Annotated in this window: 20 protein-coding genes; 7 read left to right on the top strand and 13 right to left on the bottom strand. The window is 28.1% G+C overall.

The window, feature by feature from the left end:
- Window positions 1–196 precede the first annotated feature (196 nt).
- Complete coding sequence (gene recQ / locus QK892_RS02085) at window positions 197–2,641, top strand: DNA helicase RecQ (protein ID WP_317271860.1); 2,445 nt, start codon at window positions 197–199, stop codon at window positions 2,639–2,641.
- Window positions 2,642–2,902: 261 nt separating this feature from the next.
- Here recQ and QK892_RS02080 read toward each other — a convergent pair whose 3' ends face one another.
- From QK892_RS02080 to agaV, 7 genes are all read right to left on the bottom strand, one after another.
- Complete coding sequence (locus QK892_RS02080) at window positions 2,903–3,253, bottom strand: thioredoxin domain-containing protein (RefSeq protein ID WP_317271859.1); 351 nt, start codon at window positions 3,251–3,253, stop codon at window positions 2,903–2,905.
- Window positions 3,254–3,306: 53 nt separating this feature from the next.
- Complete coding sequence (locus QK892_RS02075; RefSeq protein WP_317271858.1) at window positions 3,307–4,698, bottom strand: DUF4317 domain-containing protein; 1,392 nt, start codon at window positions 4,696–4,698, stop codon at window positions 3,307–3,309.
- 394 nt (window positions 4,699–5,092) lie between these two features.
- Window positions 5,093–6,022 (bottom strand): TDT family transporter, encoded by a 930-nt coding sequence (locus QK892_RS02070; RefSeq protein ID WP_317271857.1) that lies wholly within the window; start codon window positions 6,020–6,022, stop codon window positions 5,093–5,095.
- 11 nt (window positions 6,023–6,033) lie between these two features.
- Complete coding sequence (locus tag QK892_RS02065) at window positions 6,034–6,519, bottom strand: C-GCAxxG-C-C family protein (protein WP_317271856.1); 486 nt, start codon at window positions 6,517–6,519, stop codon at window positions 6,034–6,036.
- Window positions 6,520–6,734: 215 nt separating this feature from the next.
- Window positions 6,735–7,562 carry a PTS system mannose/fructose/sorbose family transporter subunit IID gene (locus QK892_RS02060; protein ID WP_317271855.1) on the bottom strand — a complete coding sequence of 276 codons (828 nt, stop codon included), beginning with the start codon at window positions 7,560–7,562 and terminating at the stop codon, window positions 6,735–6,737.
- A complete protein-coding gene (locus tag QK892_RS02055) occupies window positions 7,552–8,364 on the bottom strand; it encodes a PTS mannose/fructose/sorbose/N-acetylgalactosamine transporter subunit IIC (RefSeq protein ID WP_317271854.1) in 813 nt (270 codons plus the stop codon). The genes QK892_RS02060 and QK892_RS02055 overlap by 11 nt, the downstream gene beginning before the upstream one ends.
- Window positions 8,365–8,382: 18 nt before the next feature.
- Entirely contained in the window at window positions 8,383–8,859 is a 477-nt protein-coding gene (agaV, locus tag QK892_RS02050) for a PTS N-acetylgalactosamine transporter subunit IIB (protein ID WP_317271853.1), read from the bottom strand.
- Window positions 8,860–9,133: 274 nt separating this feature from the next.
- Here agaV and QK892_RS02045 point away from each other — a divergent pair, with 274 nt between their 5' ends.
- Window positions 9,134–10,303: an AraC family transcriptional regulator gene (locus tag QK892_RS02045; protein WP_317271852.1), complete on the top strand. Its 1,170-nt coding sequence runs from the start codon at window positions 9,134–9,136 to the stop codon at window positions 10,301–10,303.
- Window positions 10,304–10,356: 53 nt separating this feature from the next.
- Here QK892_RS02045 and yajC read toward each other — a convergent pair whose 3' ends face one another.
- Genes yajC through QK892_RS02030 form a run of 3 tightly spaced genes read right to left on the bottom strand, consistent with a single transcriptional unit; the run spans window position 10,357 to window position 12,264 of the window.
- On the bottom strand, window positions 10,357–10,635 hold the full coding sequence (yajC, locus tag QK892_RS02040) for a preprotein translocase subunit YajC (protein ID WP_317271851.1): 279 nt from the start codon (window positions 10,633–10,635) through the stop codon (window positions 10,357–10,359).
- A gap of 1 nt (window position 10,636) precedes the next feature.
- Entirely contained in the window at window positions 10,637–11,068 is a 432-nt protein-coding gene (locus QK892_RS02035; RefSeq protein WP_317271850.1) for a PTS sugar transporter subunit IIA domain-containing protein, read from the bottom strand.
- Between the two features lie 17 nt (window positions 11,069–11,085).
- Window positions 11,086–12,264, bottom strand: coding sequence for an SIS domain-containing protein (locus QK892_RS02030; protein ID WP_317271849.1), 1,179 nt, complete (start codon window positions 12,262–12,264; stop codon window positions 11,086–11,088).
- A gap of 187 nt (window positions 12,265–12,451) precedes the next feature.
- Between QK892_RS02030 and QK892_RS02025 the strand changes: the two genes are divergently transcribed.
- The 5 genes from QK892_RS02025 to QK892_RS02005 all read left to right on the top strand — a co-directional run bounded on the left by QK892_RS02025 (window position 12,452) and on the right by QK892_RS02005 (window position 16,240).
- On the top strand, window positions 12,452–12,976 hold the full coding sequence (locus QK892_RS02025; RefSeq protein WP_317271848.1) for a hypothetical protein: 525 nt from the start codon (window positions 12,452–12,454) through the stop codon (window positions 12,974–12,976).
- A 145-nt stretch (window positions 12,977–13,121) separates the two neighbouring features.
- Window positions 13,122–13,658, top strand: coding sequence for a DUF4342 domain-containing protein (locus QK892_RS02020; RefSeq protein ID WP_317271847.1), 537 nt, complete (start codon window positions 13,122–13,124; stop codon window positions 13,656–13,658).
- A gap of 111 nt (window positions 13,659–13,769) precedes the next feature.
- On the top strand, window positions 13,770–14,324 hold the full coding sequence (locus QK892_RS02015; RefSeq protein ID WP_317271846.1) for a UBA domain-containing protein: 555 nt from the start codon (window positions 13,770–13,772) through the stop codon (window positions 14,322–14,324).
- Window positions 14,317–14,997 (top strand): response regulator transcription factor, encoded by a 681-nt coding sequence (locus tag QK892_RS02010; RefSeq protein WP_317271845.1) that lies wholly within the window; start codon window positions 14,317–14,319, stop codon window positions 14,995–14,997. Before QK892_RS02015 ends, QK892_RS02010 begins: the two co-directional genes overlap by 8 nt.
- Window positions 14,990–16,240 carry a sensor histidine kinase gene (locus QK892_RS02005; protein WP_317271844.1) on the top strand — a complete coding sequence of 417 codons (1,251 nt, stop codon included), beginning with the start codon at window positions 14,990–14,992 and terminating at the stop codon, window positions 16,238–16,240. Before QK892_RS02010 ends, QK892_RS02005 begins: the two co-directional genes overlap by 8 nt.
- Window positions 16,241–16,427: 187 nt before the next feature.
- On the opposite strand, the gene QK892_RS02000 is transcribed toward QK892_RS02005, so the two are convergent.
- From QK892_RS02000 to QK892_RS01990, 3 genes are all read right to left on the bottom strand, one after another.
- Entirely contained in the window at window positions 16,428–17,183 is a 756-nt protein-coding gene (locus QK892_RS02000; RefSeq protein WP_317271843.1) for an acyl-[acyl-carrier-protein] thioesterase, read from the bottom strand.
- Window positions 17,184–17,363: 180 nt separating this feature from the next.
- Complete coding sequence (locus QK892_RS01995; protein ID WP_317271842.1) at window positions 17,364–17,837, bottom strand: Dps family protein; 474 nt, start codon at window positions 17,835–17,837, stop codon at window positions 17,364–17,366.
- A gap of 156 nt (window positions 17,838–17,993) precedes the next feature.
- Window positions 17,994–18,425 (bottom strand): Fur family transcriptional regulator, encoded by a 432-nt coding sequence (locus QK892_RS01990; protein ID WP_317271841.1) that lies wholly within the window; start codon window positions 18,423–18,425, stop codon window positions 17,994–17,996.
- Window positions 18,426–18,496 lie beyond the last annotated feature (71 nt).

Below are 18,496 nucleotides of genomic sequence, written 5' to 3'. Positions count from 1 at the left end.
TCCTGTTCAATACAGAAATCATCTTTTATATTAGGCCTACTCTTTTTTTAACTGTCCTTGACAAAGGGTACAGTTTACTTTAATTATTTACTAGAGGTCTTTTTTTTACACAATCTAATTTTATTATGAATATATTTGAAGATGTAGTGCTATAATTAAGATAAATAAATTTGAAGGATATAAAAAGGAGACAAAATTGCCAGTAAATAAATTAGAAGTTTTAGAGAAATACTTTGGATATAAGAGTTTTAGAAGAGGACAAGAAAAAATAATAGATGAAATTTTAAACGAAAAAGATGTTCTTGCCATTATGCCAACTGGAGGAGGTAAGTCTCTTTGTTATCAAATTCCAGCTTTAATTTTAGATGGAATAACAATAGTAATTTCACCACTTATATCTCTTATGAAGGATCAAGTAGACACATTAAATTCAATAGGGATAAACTCTGCATTTTTAAATAGCTCTTTATCCACTTATGAGTTTAATGAGGTAATGAATGGGATTGATAATAAAAAATATAAAATAATTTATGTTGCACCTGAAAGACTTCATTCAAATGAGTTTATTACAGCAATAACACAAGTGAAAATTGCACAGGTTGCCATTGATGAAGCTCACTGTGTATCTCAATGGGGACATGACTTTAGAGTAAGTTATAAAGGGATTGCTACATTTATTGACAAGCTTATGGAAAGACCAATTATAACAGCTTTTACAGCAACAGCATCTGAAGAAGTAAGAAATGATATTGTAAATTTATTAAAGCTTAGAGAACCAAAAATATTTGTTACTGGTTTTGATAGAGAGAATTTAAGAATAAATATTGTTAAAGGTATAGAGAAAAAGAAGTTTTTAGTTAATTATATAAAAAATAATACTAAAGATTCAGGAATAGTATATGCCGCTACAAGAAGAGAAGTAGAAAGTATTTATGAATTGCTAAAGAAAAATAATATTAATGTAGGGAGATATCATGCAGGCCTTTCAAATGAGGAAAGGATTAGGTGTCAAGATGAATTTATAAATGATAAAACTAATGTAATTGTTGCAACTAATGCATTTGGTATGGGAATTGATAAACCTAATATAAGATATGTTCTTCATTATAATATGCCTAAGAATATTGAAGGTTATTATCAAGAGATAGGGAGAGCCGGAAGAGATGGTGAAGCAAGTGAATGTGTTATGCTGTTTTCACCAGCAGATGTTATTACTCAAAAATATCTAATTGAAGTTAGCACTGAAGATCCAATAAGGAAAAACAATCAATATAAAAAGCTTCAGCAAATGACTAGCTTAGTTTATATAAATAATTGTTATAGAAAATATATTCTGGAATACTTTGGAGATTCATCTGAAGGAGAATGTAATAATTGCAGCAACTGTTTAAATAAAGGTGAAGTGAAGGATAGAACTATAGAGGCACAAAAGGTTATATCTTGTATTTATAAAATGAAGAGAAGTTTTGGTGTTGGAATGATAGTAGATGTCCTTAGGGGTTCTAAAAACAAGAAGCTTTTAAGTCTAGGCTTTGATGAAATAAGTACCTATGGAATAATGAAGGAATATTCTAGTGATGGATTAAAGGAATTTATAAATATCTTAATTGCTCATGGATACATAGATGTTAATGAAGAATATTCAACAGTAGCTTTAAATAATATATCGTATAAGGTCATAAAGGGAGAAGTTAAGGTTCTTCTTAAGGAAGTTAATATTGAAAGCAATAGAACTGAAAGTAATGATTTATTTGATAAATTACGTTTATTAAGACAAGAGATAGCACAAGAAGAAAAGAAGGCTCCATATATGATATTTGGAGATGGAACCTTAAGAGAGATGAGTATAAAATATCCTACAAGTAAAGAAGAAATACTTGAAATTTCAGGCGTCGGAGAAATTAAGTATGAGAGATATGGTGAAAAGTTCATAGAGATTATTAGAGAATATATAATAGAAAATAATATTAAAAAGGAAATAGCAGTTGATAAAGAAGAATCTCAAGAAATAGAAGATGATTATTTTGAAGTTAATAGTGATAAAGACCTTTTAGACAGACTTATTACGATAAGACAAGATTTTGCTAACAAATTAAATCTTCCTGTATCAATGATTTTAAGTAAAAATACTTTGAAAGAAATAAGTGGGCGTTATCCTAATACTTTAGAGAAGCTTAAAGATATTGGAGGAATTGGCCCAAAGAAGATAGAAGCTTATGGTACCTCTATAATTAATGAAGTAGATAGATATGTAATAGAAAATCATATTAATTCTATATGGAAAGAAAAGAAGAGAAAGAAGCTTATTATAGATGGAGAAACAAGAGGAGCTTCAGAGATAGTTTTAGATAGACTTAATATGGGGGAAGAGATAGAAGCTATATCAGATGATATGGAAATATCAATTTCAACAATTCTTGGATATGTAACAGATTATATAAAATCAACAGGTGAGTATAGTATAAAGATAGAGCTTGATAAGTATTATGATAAAAAAGATGAAGAGATGATTTTAGAAGCAATTAATAAGAATGGAATAGATAAAATTCAAGTCATTAAAAAAAGCTTACCAGATTATATTAAGTACGAAGCCATTAGAGCAGTAATACTAAAGAATATTATTTGCAACAAAATAAGTTAATAAGTAATAAAAAAGGAATTTATAAAAATATTACCCTGTTAATAATTTTTTATAAATTCCTTTCCTTGAGTATATGAGGATATAGATATTATATTCTGGCGACTTGGAGCCTGCGAGGTCGCAAATAAATTATATAATTCCGAGTGAGGGAGGAATTATTTCCTTTAGCTTGGAAAGAAAAAAATATAATGCTAGTGTGACTTGGAGCCTGCGACGGAACAGCTAGCATTATATTTTTTTCTTTTATTTTTATTTTTATTTTTATTTTAACATATATAATATTTCCTCTTCTGGCGTTGAAGAATCACAACGAACTTCTATTTCTCCATTTTTACTAACAATAAAACCTGGTACAGTTACAATGTTATATTTGTTTCTAAATGATCTAAGTCCATCATCAGAAAAATCTTCACTATCTACATAGTAAATTGTTGTGTCAACTTTGTTAGCCAAGTTACTTAATTTTTCAGCAAACTTACGACAGAAAGGACAAGTTCCTCTCCCTATATAAACAACAGCCTTATCTTTATCATTTAGTATGTCATCTGCCTGTGTAGAAAGTATTTTTTTAAATGATTTAATATGTTCTTCATATTGATCTTTTTCAAACATTTTACTTCCTCCTACCATTTTTCAGAATATTATACCAAATTCAAAGTGTTATATCAAATTAAGTCATCTAATCCGTTAACTGTAGTTTGCTCATCATCATTAATAGGAATAATGATACATTTTTGGCCATCGATAATTTGAGATTTTATTTGAGGTATTTTTTCAGGTTTTACTTGAAGTATAACATCATAATCAGATGTATTATTTTCATCTGAATTTGTATCATCGACATTCTCTATACTAGTTTCTATGGTTTCAGTTGAATCATTTTCAGAAGGCTCATCTAAAACTATATCATCATTATTATTTTGTAAAATCTCATCATTATTTTCCGTAGGTAGGGGAGTTTCAGTATCTACTGCCACTTCTTGCTTAACTTGTTCAAGTTTATTTTGAAGTATTTCTACTTGTTTTTGAAGGTGTTTTTCCCTTTTTATTTGCTCATTTGCTTTAAGTATCTTTGCATCAATTAAGTTTTCAGCTAAAGGAAGATCATCACCAAAAATTTCTTCGTAAGAGTTTTCAATCTTAGTAGTTACCTCTTCAGGAATTCCACTTTCAATTAATAAACTTTGCACATCATCCTTTGTTAGGATTATTGGTTCAGCATCTGTATCATCATATATAGCATTATATTCATCAATCATATTATTTAGGTTTTCTTGAACATCCATAAGGATTTTTTCAGCCTTTTCCTCATCAGCACTAAAGGAATCCTTAATAATAGAGTGGAAAGTTTCTTTTTGTAAAGTGGCAGTTTGCTTTGAATAGCAGCCTAAGCCATATTCCATTAATTCAGGATGTGTATCTTTTGCATTTTTAGTGTAATACATAATAGAGTTAACATCTGAACTACGATTAATAAATGCCGGGAATACAAAGCCATTAGCAGGAGATTCAACTACCCAATCTCTAATACGAGCCTTTATTTTATTTTCTTCTTCAAAGTGTCTAAGACCAGGCTCTGAAAGTGAAACAGGGCATATTGCACATAAAACATATTCATATACTTCTTCAGATTCATCTAACTTAGCATTATCCTTAGTTTTAGTAATAACATCATAAGCATCATGAAAAATAAGTATTAAAAAGTTACCAGTATAATCATAGTTATCTATAATTGAATCATAAAAACTGTCAAGAAGGGTATCATCCTTTAGTTGGCTGCTTTTAAGTTGCATAAGAGAAAGTTGTCTTTCATTTATAAGATCTTCATTAGTTGGGAAGTTCAGTTCTAAAATATTATTGCCAATAGTTCCAGACAGAACTTTTTTAGCAATTTCTAAGTATTTAAAGTATTCATCTTCATCTAAATTTAGGAATGTCTCTCTAAATTTTAATATAATATGCTTTTCGCCATTAACATAGCAACCACACATTTTAGTGAAGGTACAATGATCTTTCTTTAGACGTCTTTTTAGTTCTAATATATCTTTTTTTCTCATATATAAACCTCTCAATATAATTATTTTTGGATTAGTAATTATGTCAAAAATTTATTATCACATTTAGCTAAATCAAAGATTTAGAGTCTAGAGGAAACTCCTATTCTCTTCGCTCATAGGAGTGCGCTTTGCGTAAGTTCCATTAGCCAAAACAAGTTTTGGAATCTAGAGGAAACTTCTACTCACTGCGTTCATAGGAGTAAGTTCGACTGGCTAAATCAGAGATTTAGAGTCTCACTTAAGTATAATATTTTTTTGTGATTTGTTAAAGAATTTGTTCTGTTGTTTTAATCATTAGCTATATAGATAATATTATATATTTAAATATAAAAAGCAGTTAAAAAAATAACTTACTATCTAATATGAGCTATAGTAAGTTATTTTTATATATAATTTATTGAGCTACTGAATGTTCTTTTTTCTCTGGAATCAAAAATACTATATATCTATATAAAGTATATATTACTAGTGAAGTAGCGATAATAGTTTGTAATAGAACAATATACTTTAATAAAGAAATAGGTTGTTCTATTTTAGCTAAGTAACCCATAGTCATTTTCATTGCAATTCCACTTATAACGAAAGGAAATGTAAATGCTGAATAGCTAGGGAAAAATGGTAATTTTAATAACTGTGGTAATTTTAATAAAACTATAAGATATATTATTATTGATAAAATACCTAAGAATCCTATCATAAATAATGATTTTGTTTGTACTGATTGAATATATCCAGCAAGGCAAAGACTTACAGGCGCTGCATATATGCAGAATACTGGTTTAGCTGGATTAGGAATTTCTTTATATTTAGCATATCTATATGTTACAACTATAAGTAATAACAAACATGATATAAATGCAAACCAAAATGCTAATGTACCTATATTAATTTTTTCGAAAGCTGGAGCTGAAACACTAGAAACAGCTATTCCAACATAAACTATAAAGTAAGTAGTGAACACCTTTTTTATATCAAATTTTAATATAAAATTTATCGTAAAATAAATTATTAGTGCCAAATGAAGAAGAATGCCTAAGTACCAAATATAAATAGCACCTTGGCCTAAAAAAGGTTTCACATAAGTAGCTAAAAGCATTATAGACATTGGAAATGTTGCAGATACACTAGCCATAATAGGATTTTTCATATCTTCCTTTATCATAGATGGATACATAATAATTTTACATACTAATAATAATCCTAATATTAGAGATATAGCTCCACATAGTAAGCGGATAGATTCTGAATAACTTTGAAGTAAATTACCTAAAGCTGCAAAACCGAGCATTACCCCGGAAATAGGAAGTGGTATTTTCTTTATCATAACTATCACTCCTATAATAAGACTAAATTGTCTGTATTAACTAATTCGAGCTCTCTTACTATAATTTCAGCAACTTTACCAGCTACCATCCCGGTAAAACGTATACATTGCTCCTTATGAGCACCAACAGACATATCAAACTCTTTAGTTAATATACGACAGCATAGAGAATTTTTACCGTTAGCATCTTTAAACCAATCATGTAATTCCTTTGATAACTCTAAATTTTTCTCTACTTTAGAATCGCCTTGCTTAGTACGACCAAAAAATAATCCTAAAGCCATAACTCCACCAGAAACGGCTCCGCACAGACATTTAGAACGGCCAATACCAACAGGGAAACCAGAAGCCATGGCTATAACTTCTTCAGGTATGTCCAACTCGAAATTAGAACGTATTGAGCTCATTAGTGCCTCAGAACAAAAAAATCCTCCACGAAATAAATCTTCTGCGTCTTTAGAAATTTTTCTTATGCTTACTTCATTTTTAATATTCATGTAAAAACCTCCATATTATATATTCATTTATATTATATATCTATAGGAAATAAAATACAAAATTATATTTTTGTGCAAATAAATGAAAGTTATATAGAAGTTTTAGAATTATATTGAGAAAATAATAAGTAAAGAGCATAATCAATTAAGCTTTTTATAAAGGAAAAGAGGACCTGCAAATAGTAATAGCAAGTCCTCATTTTATTTAAAATATATTAAACAGCAAATATTCCGAAGAAACCACCAATAATCCCGATTACGAGTAATAGGAAAATACATTTAACAGGGCTCCATTGTTTTTTCTTAATTAAGAAAAATAACATTAATGTTAAAAGTAGTGGAATCATTTGAGGAAGAACACCATCTAATATATTTTGTATATTTATTGGAGCTTCTCCATTTTCTATAATAATATTTAATGTTGTTGCACCATAGTTTGAAGTAAGTGCACCAACTATAAATACACCTAGCATAGAAGCTGAACGTGTAAATTCTTTAGCATTCTGGGTTAAAATATCAATTGCTTTTGAACCTAAATTGTATGACCAATGCATTAGCCAATATCTAATTCCAAATTGAACTGCATTAAATATTAATAGAAATAATATTGGACCAGCTAATGAACCGCTAATAGCCATATTAGCAGTGATACCAGCAGTAATTGGAACTAATGTAAACCAGAAAATAGCATCTCCAATTCCACCTAAAGGTCCCATCGCAGCAACACGGACAGCACGAATAGTATTAGTATCAGCTTTTTGTTGCTCTAGTGATAATATTATACCCATAACAAAAGTTACAAGAAATGGGTGAGTATTAAAGAACTCTAAATTGTGTTTCATAGATTTTGAAAGATCATCTTTATCAGTATGAATTTTTTTTAATCCAGGTAATAGTCCATATAGCCATCCAGCAGCTTGCATTCTTTCATAGTTAAATGAAGCTTGTAAGAATAATGAACGCCAAACCATTTGATTTAAAGTTTTCTTATCAAGTTTATTAGCAGGAGTCAAATCTTTATATAGTGTATTATTAGATTCCATCTTCTTCATCTCCTCCTATTCCTATATTTACTGTAGCAGATTTCATTTTTACATTAGTTTGGAAGTCGTAAACAGATACTGCAATTCCAATAAGTGCAATTAATAATAAGGCTGAACCAGATAAACCTTCTATTTTACCTATAATGGTTGCAAGTGCAAAACCTGCAAAGTAAATTCCCCATAAATCTTTTGATAGCATAATACGCATTAAAATTGCAAATCCAACATAACGCATCATTTTACCAGCAGCACTAAGTCCATTCATGAACCAAGCAAATTCAGTTGATAGAGCTGATAATTTATCACCAACAACACTACCTCCAACTAAACCTAGAACAACTACGATTGCAAAGAATAATCCTAAAGCACCCATTGCTAGATAATTAAGTTTTTCAATACCTTTTGTATCTGCAGATTCAGCATATTTATCAGCTTTTGACATTAATGGTGACATAATTGTGAATAATAAAGTAACACAATATTGTCCTATTAATGCAAATGGAACTGCTAGACCTACAGCAGCTGCTGGATCTAATTTAGAAGCTATAGCAAATACTACTGCCATTATCCCTCCTATAACAGCATTTGGAGGTTGAGCTCCTCCTACAGGCATATTACCGATTGTCATTAATTGATAAGTACCACCTACGATAAGTCCAGTTTGTAAATCTCCAAGAATTGCACCTATGACAGCGCCTGATACGATTGGTTGATATAATGATTCCAAGAAACTAAATTGGTCAATAGCTGCAATAAAAGCAAATACTGCAACCAATAGAATTTGTACAATATTAAAGTCCATGTAGAATCCCCTTTCGAATTATTTAAAAATCTTTTCGATATTCACCGAATTTTCAGTAGGAACTCTTCTTATTTCAAGTTCTACTCCTAATTCTTTTAATTTGCTGAATGCTTGTACATCTTTATCATCTACTGCAACAGAACCAGCAACCTGTTTTTTTCCTTCGGACATATGCATATTGCCAATGTTGACTTTTTTAATTGGAACTCCACCTTCAACAAGCTTTAATACATCTGCAGGAGTTTCACATACAATAAAAATTAGTTGTTTAGCACTAGCTTTATGAATTGTGCTTATAGTTTTTTCTAATGTCCAATAACGTGTAGATGCATAAGATGGAGCAGCCATATCCATTAGCCCTTGTCTAAGCTTGTCACCGGCAACTTTATCATTTGCAACTAAAATTAAATTTGCACCAATAGAACCACACCATTGAGTTGCAACCTGTCCGTGTATTAATCTGTTATCAATTCTTGTTAAAAGAATATTTGGCACATTATCACCTCCTAAAAATATTTCAGTAAAAATCTTTTTAAATTTTATGTCTTTGTTAAATATTATATGTATAATACAAAACTAAATATTTACAATTTTTAGTAATTATTTTATTCTTTTTAACAACGTTTACATACGAGAGAGCATTATTAGATTTTAAGAATTATAATAATATGTTTTGTATCTATCGAATATAATAGAATGTGTTGACATATTATTTAATAGTTAAATAATACTAATGAAATGAATATATTGAATAGTGAGGTGACTTATTATGTATGATAAAACAACTAGTGCTCAATTTAGAAAGTACGGTTATATTTATGATGACCTTAAGGATATTAATAAGGACAATTTAATAAAGAGGCAAATTGTAACTAGTGATAAAGTTATTTCTAGTTTATATAATTTCTCAGAACCAGCATATATAGAAATTGTAGAAGGAATGGCATCTATATTAATAAGTGACTCAAGTAATGGCGATTTCAAGATATTTGCAGTTCATAGAAACTTAGAGGTTAAGTCCAATATGTATTTCAATATTATCTCAATGACAGATCAAACTACATTCAACTTAATAATACCATCGAAGTATAATCTTAAACTTGAATTTTTAAATCCACCATATGTTTATAATAGAATATTACCAACTATAAATATTCCTGAAATAATGGCTTATTATTATACAATTAAAAGTCCACGATATAAGTTCAAGGGTGAGAGGCATGATTTGTATGAATTGACTTTTGTTGATAGTGGGACTTTAGATACAACCATTGATAATGTAAAGTATGAATTAAGTGCATCAGATTTAATAATCTATGGTAAAAATCAATTTCATACACAGGCTGTAAATAGTGATTCATCATGTTCATACTTAACAATAATGTTTGATATGGAGTGCGATGATGAAAGTTTAATATGTAATAAAGTCTTTCATTGTAGGAAGGAATTATATAAGGCGGTAAGAACCTTTGCTAAAAATATTTCAGCAACATTACCATATTCACAAAATTTAATATTGAATAATTTTCATGAAATTATAATTAGATTATTTCAGTATGATTATTTAGGAGTTGATGATGCCAAGCTACCTATAGAGTCTCAACAACATTTTCAAGATGAGCTATTAGAGGGAATAACAACTTACATTCATAAGATGATATGTTCCCCGATTAGTATAGAAGAACTATGTATAAAGTTTTCAATATCTAGGTCATCATTACAAACACTATTTAAAAACAATTTAAGTACATCTCCTAAGAAATATATTAATGATCTGAAATTATCTAAAAGTAAGCAATTGATTAAAGAGAATAAATATACTATAAGTGAAATAGCCTTTATGTTAGGCTTTAATTCAATACATTATTTTTCTAGAGCTTTTACTCAGCATTATGAAATGAGTCCTAGTGAATATGCACAAACTCTATTTAAATCATAAAAAAGAGGCTAATACAGAATGATAATTGTTCTGTATTAGTCTTTTTCTGTAGTTTATAAGGTATTTTGAATTGAATATCTAGATACAGTTAATACTACGTTTTTAGACACTTCGATTTCTGCAGTTTCTTTTCCTACAGATATTATTTTCCCATGAATTCCTCCACAGAACATAACCTTCATACCTGGCTTTAATTCAACATGAAGATCTTTTAATTCAGAAGTTCTTTTTTTAAGATTTTTTGCTGATATAAATATTAGTATTAAGGCTACTATCCCAGCTAATACTGCTATAGTAATACATGTCCATATGACTACTTCCCAATTGATCATATTAAATACCATCCTCACATTTAATATCTTCGTGAACTATAAATTGAAATTTTACAACACCATTTTTCCCTATATCTATTGCTATTTCAGATAAAGAATATAAATCATCGATTACATCTTTAGTCATAGCCACTTCTAAAGCCATAGGAAGATTTGTTCCAGCTATTACATCCATTGGTTTTTCTATTTCTCTTTTAATATTTACTAAGGTATTAAAAGGTGATCCACCAGCTAAATCACTAAGTGCTAAAATACTATCACAATTATTTAAATTATTTATTGAAGCGTAATATTTCTGCTTCAAAGTTTCTATTGAATCCATTTCCTCAAAATTAACATATTCTACATTAAATGGATCTCCTGCAATTAGATTTATAGATGTACGTAATCCTGAGGCAAAGTTTCCATGACCGGTAATTATTAATCCTATCATTATATTTATCTCCTTATTTATTTACAAGTATAAGGATATAGAGTAACACCTTTAACAACACGATTTACTTCTCCAGATGGACATGGATTATCTGGAGTTAAACCAATTGATAAAGATTTTAATAGAGCTAAAGTTTGAGCAAAAGTAATATAAGTTAATCCTAACTCAACATTATTTAATTTATGGTTAATTTCATAGGCGTAGGTATAATCAGCTAAAGACTCTAATTCATTAGAATGTCTATTAGAAATTATAACCAACTTATTATTCTTTTTTTGAGAACTAATCTCTTTTATTAAGTCAAGTTCATATTTATAAGTATATTCATCATCGCTTACATATATAACTGTTAATGTTGAATCATCAATTATTGACTTTGGACCATGTCTAAATCCTAATGGAGTATCAAAGATTGCAACAGTTTTACCAGATGTTAACTCAAGCATTTTTAAAGAAGATTCTTGAGAAATACCTTTTAAAACATTGCTTCCTAAATATACGATTCTATTAAAATCATATTCACTTATTATTTTACTAGCCACTTTAAATCCGCTATCTAAGAAGTTTTGAGTTGCTAAAGATATGTCATTAATTATGGATGATTTTTCTTCTAAGATATCAAGATTGAAGCATAGATATGCTGCTAAATACATGTTAGTAAAACTTGATGTCATAGCAAAAGATTCATCATGAGTTTCTTCAGTTAGGTTTATTGCATAACAATTATTAAGTTTTTCTGCCATCTTAGAAAGTAAACCGCTTTTGTTACAAGTAATGAATAAGTTATATAAATTATTAGAAACAGTACTAGCCGCTTCAACAGCGCCTATAGATTCAGGGGAATTACCTGAGCGGCCAAAGCTTATTAATAATGTTGGCTTACTTTTTGATATATAAGCTTCAGGTGCTGCGACTATATCGGTTGTTCCATAAGATTTAACCTTATAATTTAATTCTTGATTTAAATAAGAATATAAGGAGTTTCCTACGAATTCACTAGTACCAGCACCAGTAAATATTACATCAAAATCATCACGTTTTATAACTTTATTGATAAATTCTTGGATGGACTCTTTATTCTCTTTAATTTGTTTTAATGTTTTTAGCCATGTAGTAGGCTGTTGATATATTTCTTTTAAGGTAAATATAGAAGAAGTTTTCTTCATTTCTTTTTCATCAATATTAAATATATTCATTTAAGCATCCTCCGTATTTAATTTTTTACTGTTAATTATAATTATAATAAAGAGGCATCTAAATACAATGGAAATGGTGAAATATGTAATATGTCTGTTAAAAAGTACAAATATTAGATTATTGAACTTATTTATATTTAGAATAAAGTGTACATAAAATATATCATTAATGAGAGGTGGGGTTATAGTGAGAAATAATACTACAAATTTATCTGGAAACAACATCTATTTAGATATGTACGGGGATACAGTTTATTACAATATATTTGATAAGAATGGATATGTCGTATCTAAGCAAATTGAACAAAAGTTTAGAGTATTTTATTATAGATACTCGATTATCTTTATAGTGATGATTTTATTAGGAGATTATTTTAATTCATTACAGAATACTTTAATGGTGGGGGTAGGTGCCATAGTTTTGGTGGAATTGTATTTTAGAATTTTCTTTCTGAAAAAACTAAAATTAATTAAGAATTTTAAAAGAGAACGTAAGACTTCAAGATTAGAAAGTACTATTGAGAGTAAAGAAAAAGAAAAGACAATGATGAAGGCATGTGCTTATTTGGTATTAAGTGTACTTATTATTATAAATGCGATACAGCAAAACTTTGACATGATATTTTTAGTCTTAAGTATAGTAGTAGCAACATATAGCATTTATATAGGAATTATTAACGTTATTGCTTTTAGTAGAATGAAAAAGCTATAAATTTATTTAATTAGCTGAAATATTAAACTTAATAATAATCTTAAGATTTTAATCTAATTTTAATCTTTCTTATATTTTATATTAATTTTCCAAAAGTATTATATAAGCATAATAAAGATTTAAATTAATTATGAGGTGAAGTAAAATGGAAAGAAAAGAAATGATTGAAATCTTAATGGGTAAAGCACATATAAGTCATAAGGAAGCAGAAGAAGCACTTGAAAAGTGTGATTGGGATCTTTTAGATGCTATTTTTTATTTAGAAAGAATGGGTAAATTTGAAAATAAAAACACTACAACAATTATTGAAGTTAAAGAAAAAGATGATAGCAAAAAGGAAAAGAATAAAAAGCACGAAGAGAAATGTGGCGGGTTTGGAGAAGTTATTGGAAGAATGTTTAAGTTTATAGGCAAGGTAATTAAAAAAGGAAATGAAAATTATTTTGAAATTAGAAAAGAAAATGAAAAAACTATAAAAATACCAGTAACAATATCAATTCTTTTGTTAGTATTTTTATTTTGGCCAGTTGCTGCATTATTAGTAATCGGATTATTCTGTGGATACAAATATTCAATATCTGGTCCTAATGTGAAGTGTGATGGAGTGAATGATGTTTTAGAGAAAGTATCAGAATCAGCAGATAATATAAAAAAGGACTTTAAAGAAGGATATCAAAAATAATATAAATGTATATTGAGGAGAGTTTGAGTTTTCAAAGTCTCCTCATTTTTAGTGCAGATATACAAATGAACTATCTCAATGATATAATTTAATATATATGGAGGAGTATTTATGGAGAATAGTAAACTTATAGAAAAGTTAAAGAATAAGGCAAATATAAGTTATGAAGAGGCAAAGAGTGCTCTAGAAAATAATGATTGGGATATTTTAGATGCTATGTTATACCTAGAGAGAGAAGGAAAGATAAAAGATCCTTCAGTAAGCACTTTCTATACTAATGAAAATAAAGACAGTCATTATGAAGATGATAATGTACCTGATAACAATAAAATAATAAAGAAGAATGGTTCAAAAAAAAGAAACAATTTTGAGGGGATTTTTGAAGCTATTTGTAAGGCTATAGATACATGCAATAATATATTCTTTGAAATATCTAAAGGCGGTAGAATGTTTTTAAAAATTCCTATAACGGTTTTAATTCTACTTTTATTATTTGCTTTTGGTATAGTTATACCCCTTGTTATTGTGGGACTTTTTTTTGATATAGAATTCTCTATATATTCAAAAAGAGTTAATACTGATAAGGCAAATAAAGTATTTAAAGAGATATCACTATGGGCTAAAAAAATAAAAGAAGAAATTAAAAAGGGGTTTAATCATGGTTAAGATTTTAATAGTAGAGGATGAAGAGAAGATTGCTAGATTTATAGAGCTAGAGCTAGTTCACGAAGGTTATGAAATAGTAAAAACTAATAATGGAAGAACAGGTCTTCAAATAGCAGAAAAAGGAGAAATAGATTTAGTTATTCTTGATATAATGCTTCCAGAACTTAATGGATTAGAAGTATTAAGGAGACTTAGAAAAGTTTCAGATATTCCTGTAATTATGCTCACTGCTAGAGATGCAGTTATGGATAAGGTATCTGGACTTGATGCTGGTGCTGATGATTATATAACAAAGCCCTTTGCTATAGAGGAGCTACTTGCAAGAATTAGAACAGCACTTAAAAAGAGAGTAGTAACAACCAAAAAAGATACCGATATTATTAAGTGTGGATTATTATCACTAGATAGAATGAGACATAAAGTAATGTACGGAGATATAGAAATAGAATTAACAAATAGAGAGTTTACTTTACTAGAAATATTAATGGAAAATAGAAATATAGTATTAAATAGAGATGTTCTTATGGAAAAGGTATGTGGATATGACTATATTGGAGAAACAAACTTAATAGATGTATATATAAGATATTTAAGAACAAAAATAGATGATAGATTTAAAGTTAAGATTATAACTACAATTCGTGGTGTAGGATACGTAATAAAAGATGAGTAAGAAAAATAAGGTTAAGAATGTTACATCTATTGCAATAAAACTTAATGCTATTTCTGTAAGAGAATTATTTATCAAACTTCTTATTCTTGATATATGTATAGTTGTTATATTAATTGCCTTTTGGTGCATTGAAGGAGAGATACAGTTTTATGGCGAGTTTGTGAAAAGTGCACAAAGGAATATTAATTTTTATCCTATAGAAACAGCCAGCTATAAGGTAGTTTGGGAAGACGGAAGGATTTTAGTTAAAGAAGCAAGTGAATTTCTGTATAATATTTTAAAAATAATTAAGATTATAGGAATTATTGAAGGAATATTTTTGTTGGAAGAAATAATATTTGGTACAGCTAAAATTAGAAAAACGTTAAAACCTCTTAATGAAATAGCAGAAACAGCAAGTAGGCTTACTGACATGGTATTTGATGAAGAAAAATTTCATAATCTTGAAGATGCTATATCTAAAATTAGTCCAGTAACTTCAGATGAGAGAATTCATATTGGAGATAATGAACTCCATGGGCTAGAAGAGGCTATAAATAATTTATTAGATAGAATGAGAGATTCTTATAGACAACAAGCAAGATTTGTTTCCGATGCTTCTCATGAGCTTAGAACTCCTATTTCTGTAATTCAAGGATATGCTAATATGCTAGATCGTTGGGGAAAGGAAGACGAAAGTGTTCTAGATGAGTCAATTAAGGCTATAAAAAGTGAATCAGAAAATATGAAAAATCTAGTAGAACAACTTTTATTCTTAGCTAGAGGAATAAATGGTAAAACTCAGCTTCAGATGAAGGAATTCTCACTTAGTGATATGATGAGTGAAGTCTTTGAAGAGTCTAAGATGATAGATGAAAATCATATTTATAAATATATTGAAAAAGAGAGCACTATTGTCTATGGAGATATAGGCCTACTTAAGCAAACTGCTAGAATATTAATTGATAATGCTGCAAAGTACACTGATGATGGTGAGTCTATAGTTCTTAGAACAGGGATAAGTAGAAATGGAGAACCATATTTTTCTGTACAAGATAATGGAATAGGGATGGATGAAGAGGATGTTACTCATATGTTTGAGCGTTTCTTTAGAGCAGATACAGCAAGAGTTAGAAAAAACGGTGGTACTGGACTTGGATTATCTATAGCAAAGTGGATTGTTGATAATCATAGAGGATATTTTTCTGTTATAAGCAGAAAAGATATAGGGACTAGGATAACTGTATTTTTACCAATGAGATGAAAAGAGTATTGAAGAAAAATGATATAATGCAAAGGATAATATATATAGGATGGGTGGGATAGCATATAGATTTGTGTAAAAATAAATCTATTTACTGTCCCATAATGTTTTATAAAAATAATAATTTCTGTATTACACCATTTATTTATACATAAATATTCTATTTAAAAGTACTCTAAGATAGACTTTATTCTAGATATTTTATCCATTTAAATTCTAATTTTGTAATTGGTTTATTATGATTATCATCTAATATAGAATGAACTGTAGTTAAAGTTCCATCATTATTTTTTATAACATCACTATGAATATGTAAAAGGCTTTCATCCATAGATTCATGTTTAAATAAAACTTTGATTTTTGAAATTTCATATTCATTTAAAATATTTCTAGGCAATGTATCTACAGCCATTTCAATATATTTAACATTATTAACATGCTTATTTGAATCTATATCACTATATCTTATCATATAATCTTTTGAATATTTGCTTTCCTCAAGATTAATAAAATCATCTAATGGAATATTTTTTTCTAATTCTTTTTCTATTCCATAAATCTTATATTGTTCAGGAGACATTTTTACAGGACGTCTTTCTTCAAAGTCTATAAGAATGGCTGTTGAAATACCAGAAATAATTACTTTATCTTCCGAATTTCTTATTGCTAAGCTTCTATATCCATATAATTTCTTTACACCTACAATATCAGTTTCAACTTTTATAGTTTCACGAAATTTTGGATATTCTATAATATCTAAGTCATATTTCAATAAAACCCAAATACAATTATTTACGAAACCATGATCTGTTTCTCCTAAAGAATCACTTTGAGAGACAATTACATCCCATAAGTAGTTCATTATAGATGAATATTTACATTTATAACTTGAGTCAACATCGTAAATATTTATAGTATAGTCCTTACTAAATTTGTTACTCATTTTAAATCACCTTTCAATAAATAATTTGAATTTGATTAAGATTGATTAAGAACGCATATTTATATTATAGACCATTATTTGAAGTAATTAGCATATTAGTTATATTAAATTAAAAATAAAAATGAGATATATTTTTTGATATATCTCATTTTTATAAATATCTATCATAATTTTATATTATTAAGCTTTATAAGATTTAATCATCCAAAGAGTTTTTTCGTATTCTGCAATTAAACCAGCCATTAAATCAATAGTTCCTTGATCCTTAGCATCTTCTGCCATAGATATAAGTTCTCTTGAGTCATTAAGCATAGCTAAGAAATCAGCTTCTAATATACCTATAGCTTCATCACCAGATAGTCCTTTACTTTCCAATTCTTTTATAGTACCAATTTCAAGATATTCTTTCATTGAAGCTAATGGTCTATCTCCTAAAGTTAGTATTCTTTCAGCAACAGCATCTAATGATTTAGCTACACCTTCATAGTATCCCTCGAATACAGTGTGAAGTTGGAAGAATGAATGACCTTGTACATTCCAATGTAAGTTGTGAATTTTAATATATAATAAATTAAGATTTGCTAAATAATCATTAAGTGATTTTACTATTCCCTCAATTTTGTTATTTTCTAGACCTATATAATTTTTACTCATAAATATTTCCTCCCTTTTTAAAACTATTTTAAATTTGTATTGATTACAATATTATAATAATACTAAAATGGAATCATGTCAATACTATTTCCATATTTTAATAAAAAAAGTATAGTTCATATTTTTTTTATGAACTATACTTTATGTTAGTTTTCATTATCTGTTTTTTTTAATATTATTTTTGCAGTCTTTGCAAATACCTTTAAAATAAAATGATTGTTCATGGATATCAAAGCCCTTTAAAGAATCTATGTTTAAGCTATCTATATCAATTTCAATATCATGAAGAGTATTACAAACTTCACATTTAAAGTGACCATGTTTCTTATCATCTAATATTTGATACTTGAACTCATTTTCATCAATTACAATATATTCAGCTATTTTATTTTTGATAAAAAGATTTAAAGTATTATAGACAGTTGTTTTTGATAATGTAGGAATTTCATCTATTAATGCATAATATATATCATTAACTCTTGGATGCTCTTTACTATTATATAAATATTCAAAGATTCTTTTTCTTTGATAGGATGGACTAATTCCATGATCTCTCAAATATTTTTCAATATTATCAATGAGTAACATACTTACAAATCCCTCCTTTAATTATAATATATTATTAAACATAAAATTTTATCATAAATCAAAAAGTAATC

It is taken from the genome of Clostridium lamae (assembly GCF_033043255.1).
Lineage (GTDB): Bacteria > Bacillota > Clostridia > Clostridiales > Clostridiaceae > Clostridium > Clostridium lamae.
The sequence above is the reverse complement of the archived record's forward strand: the minus strand, read 5'-3'. Positions and strand labels throughout refer to the sequence as shown.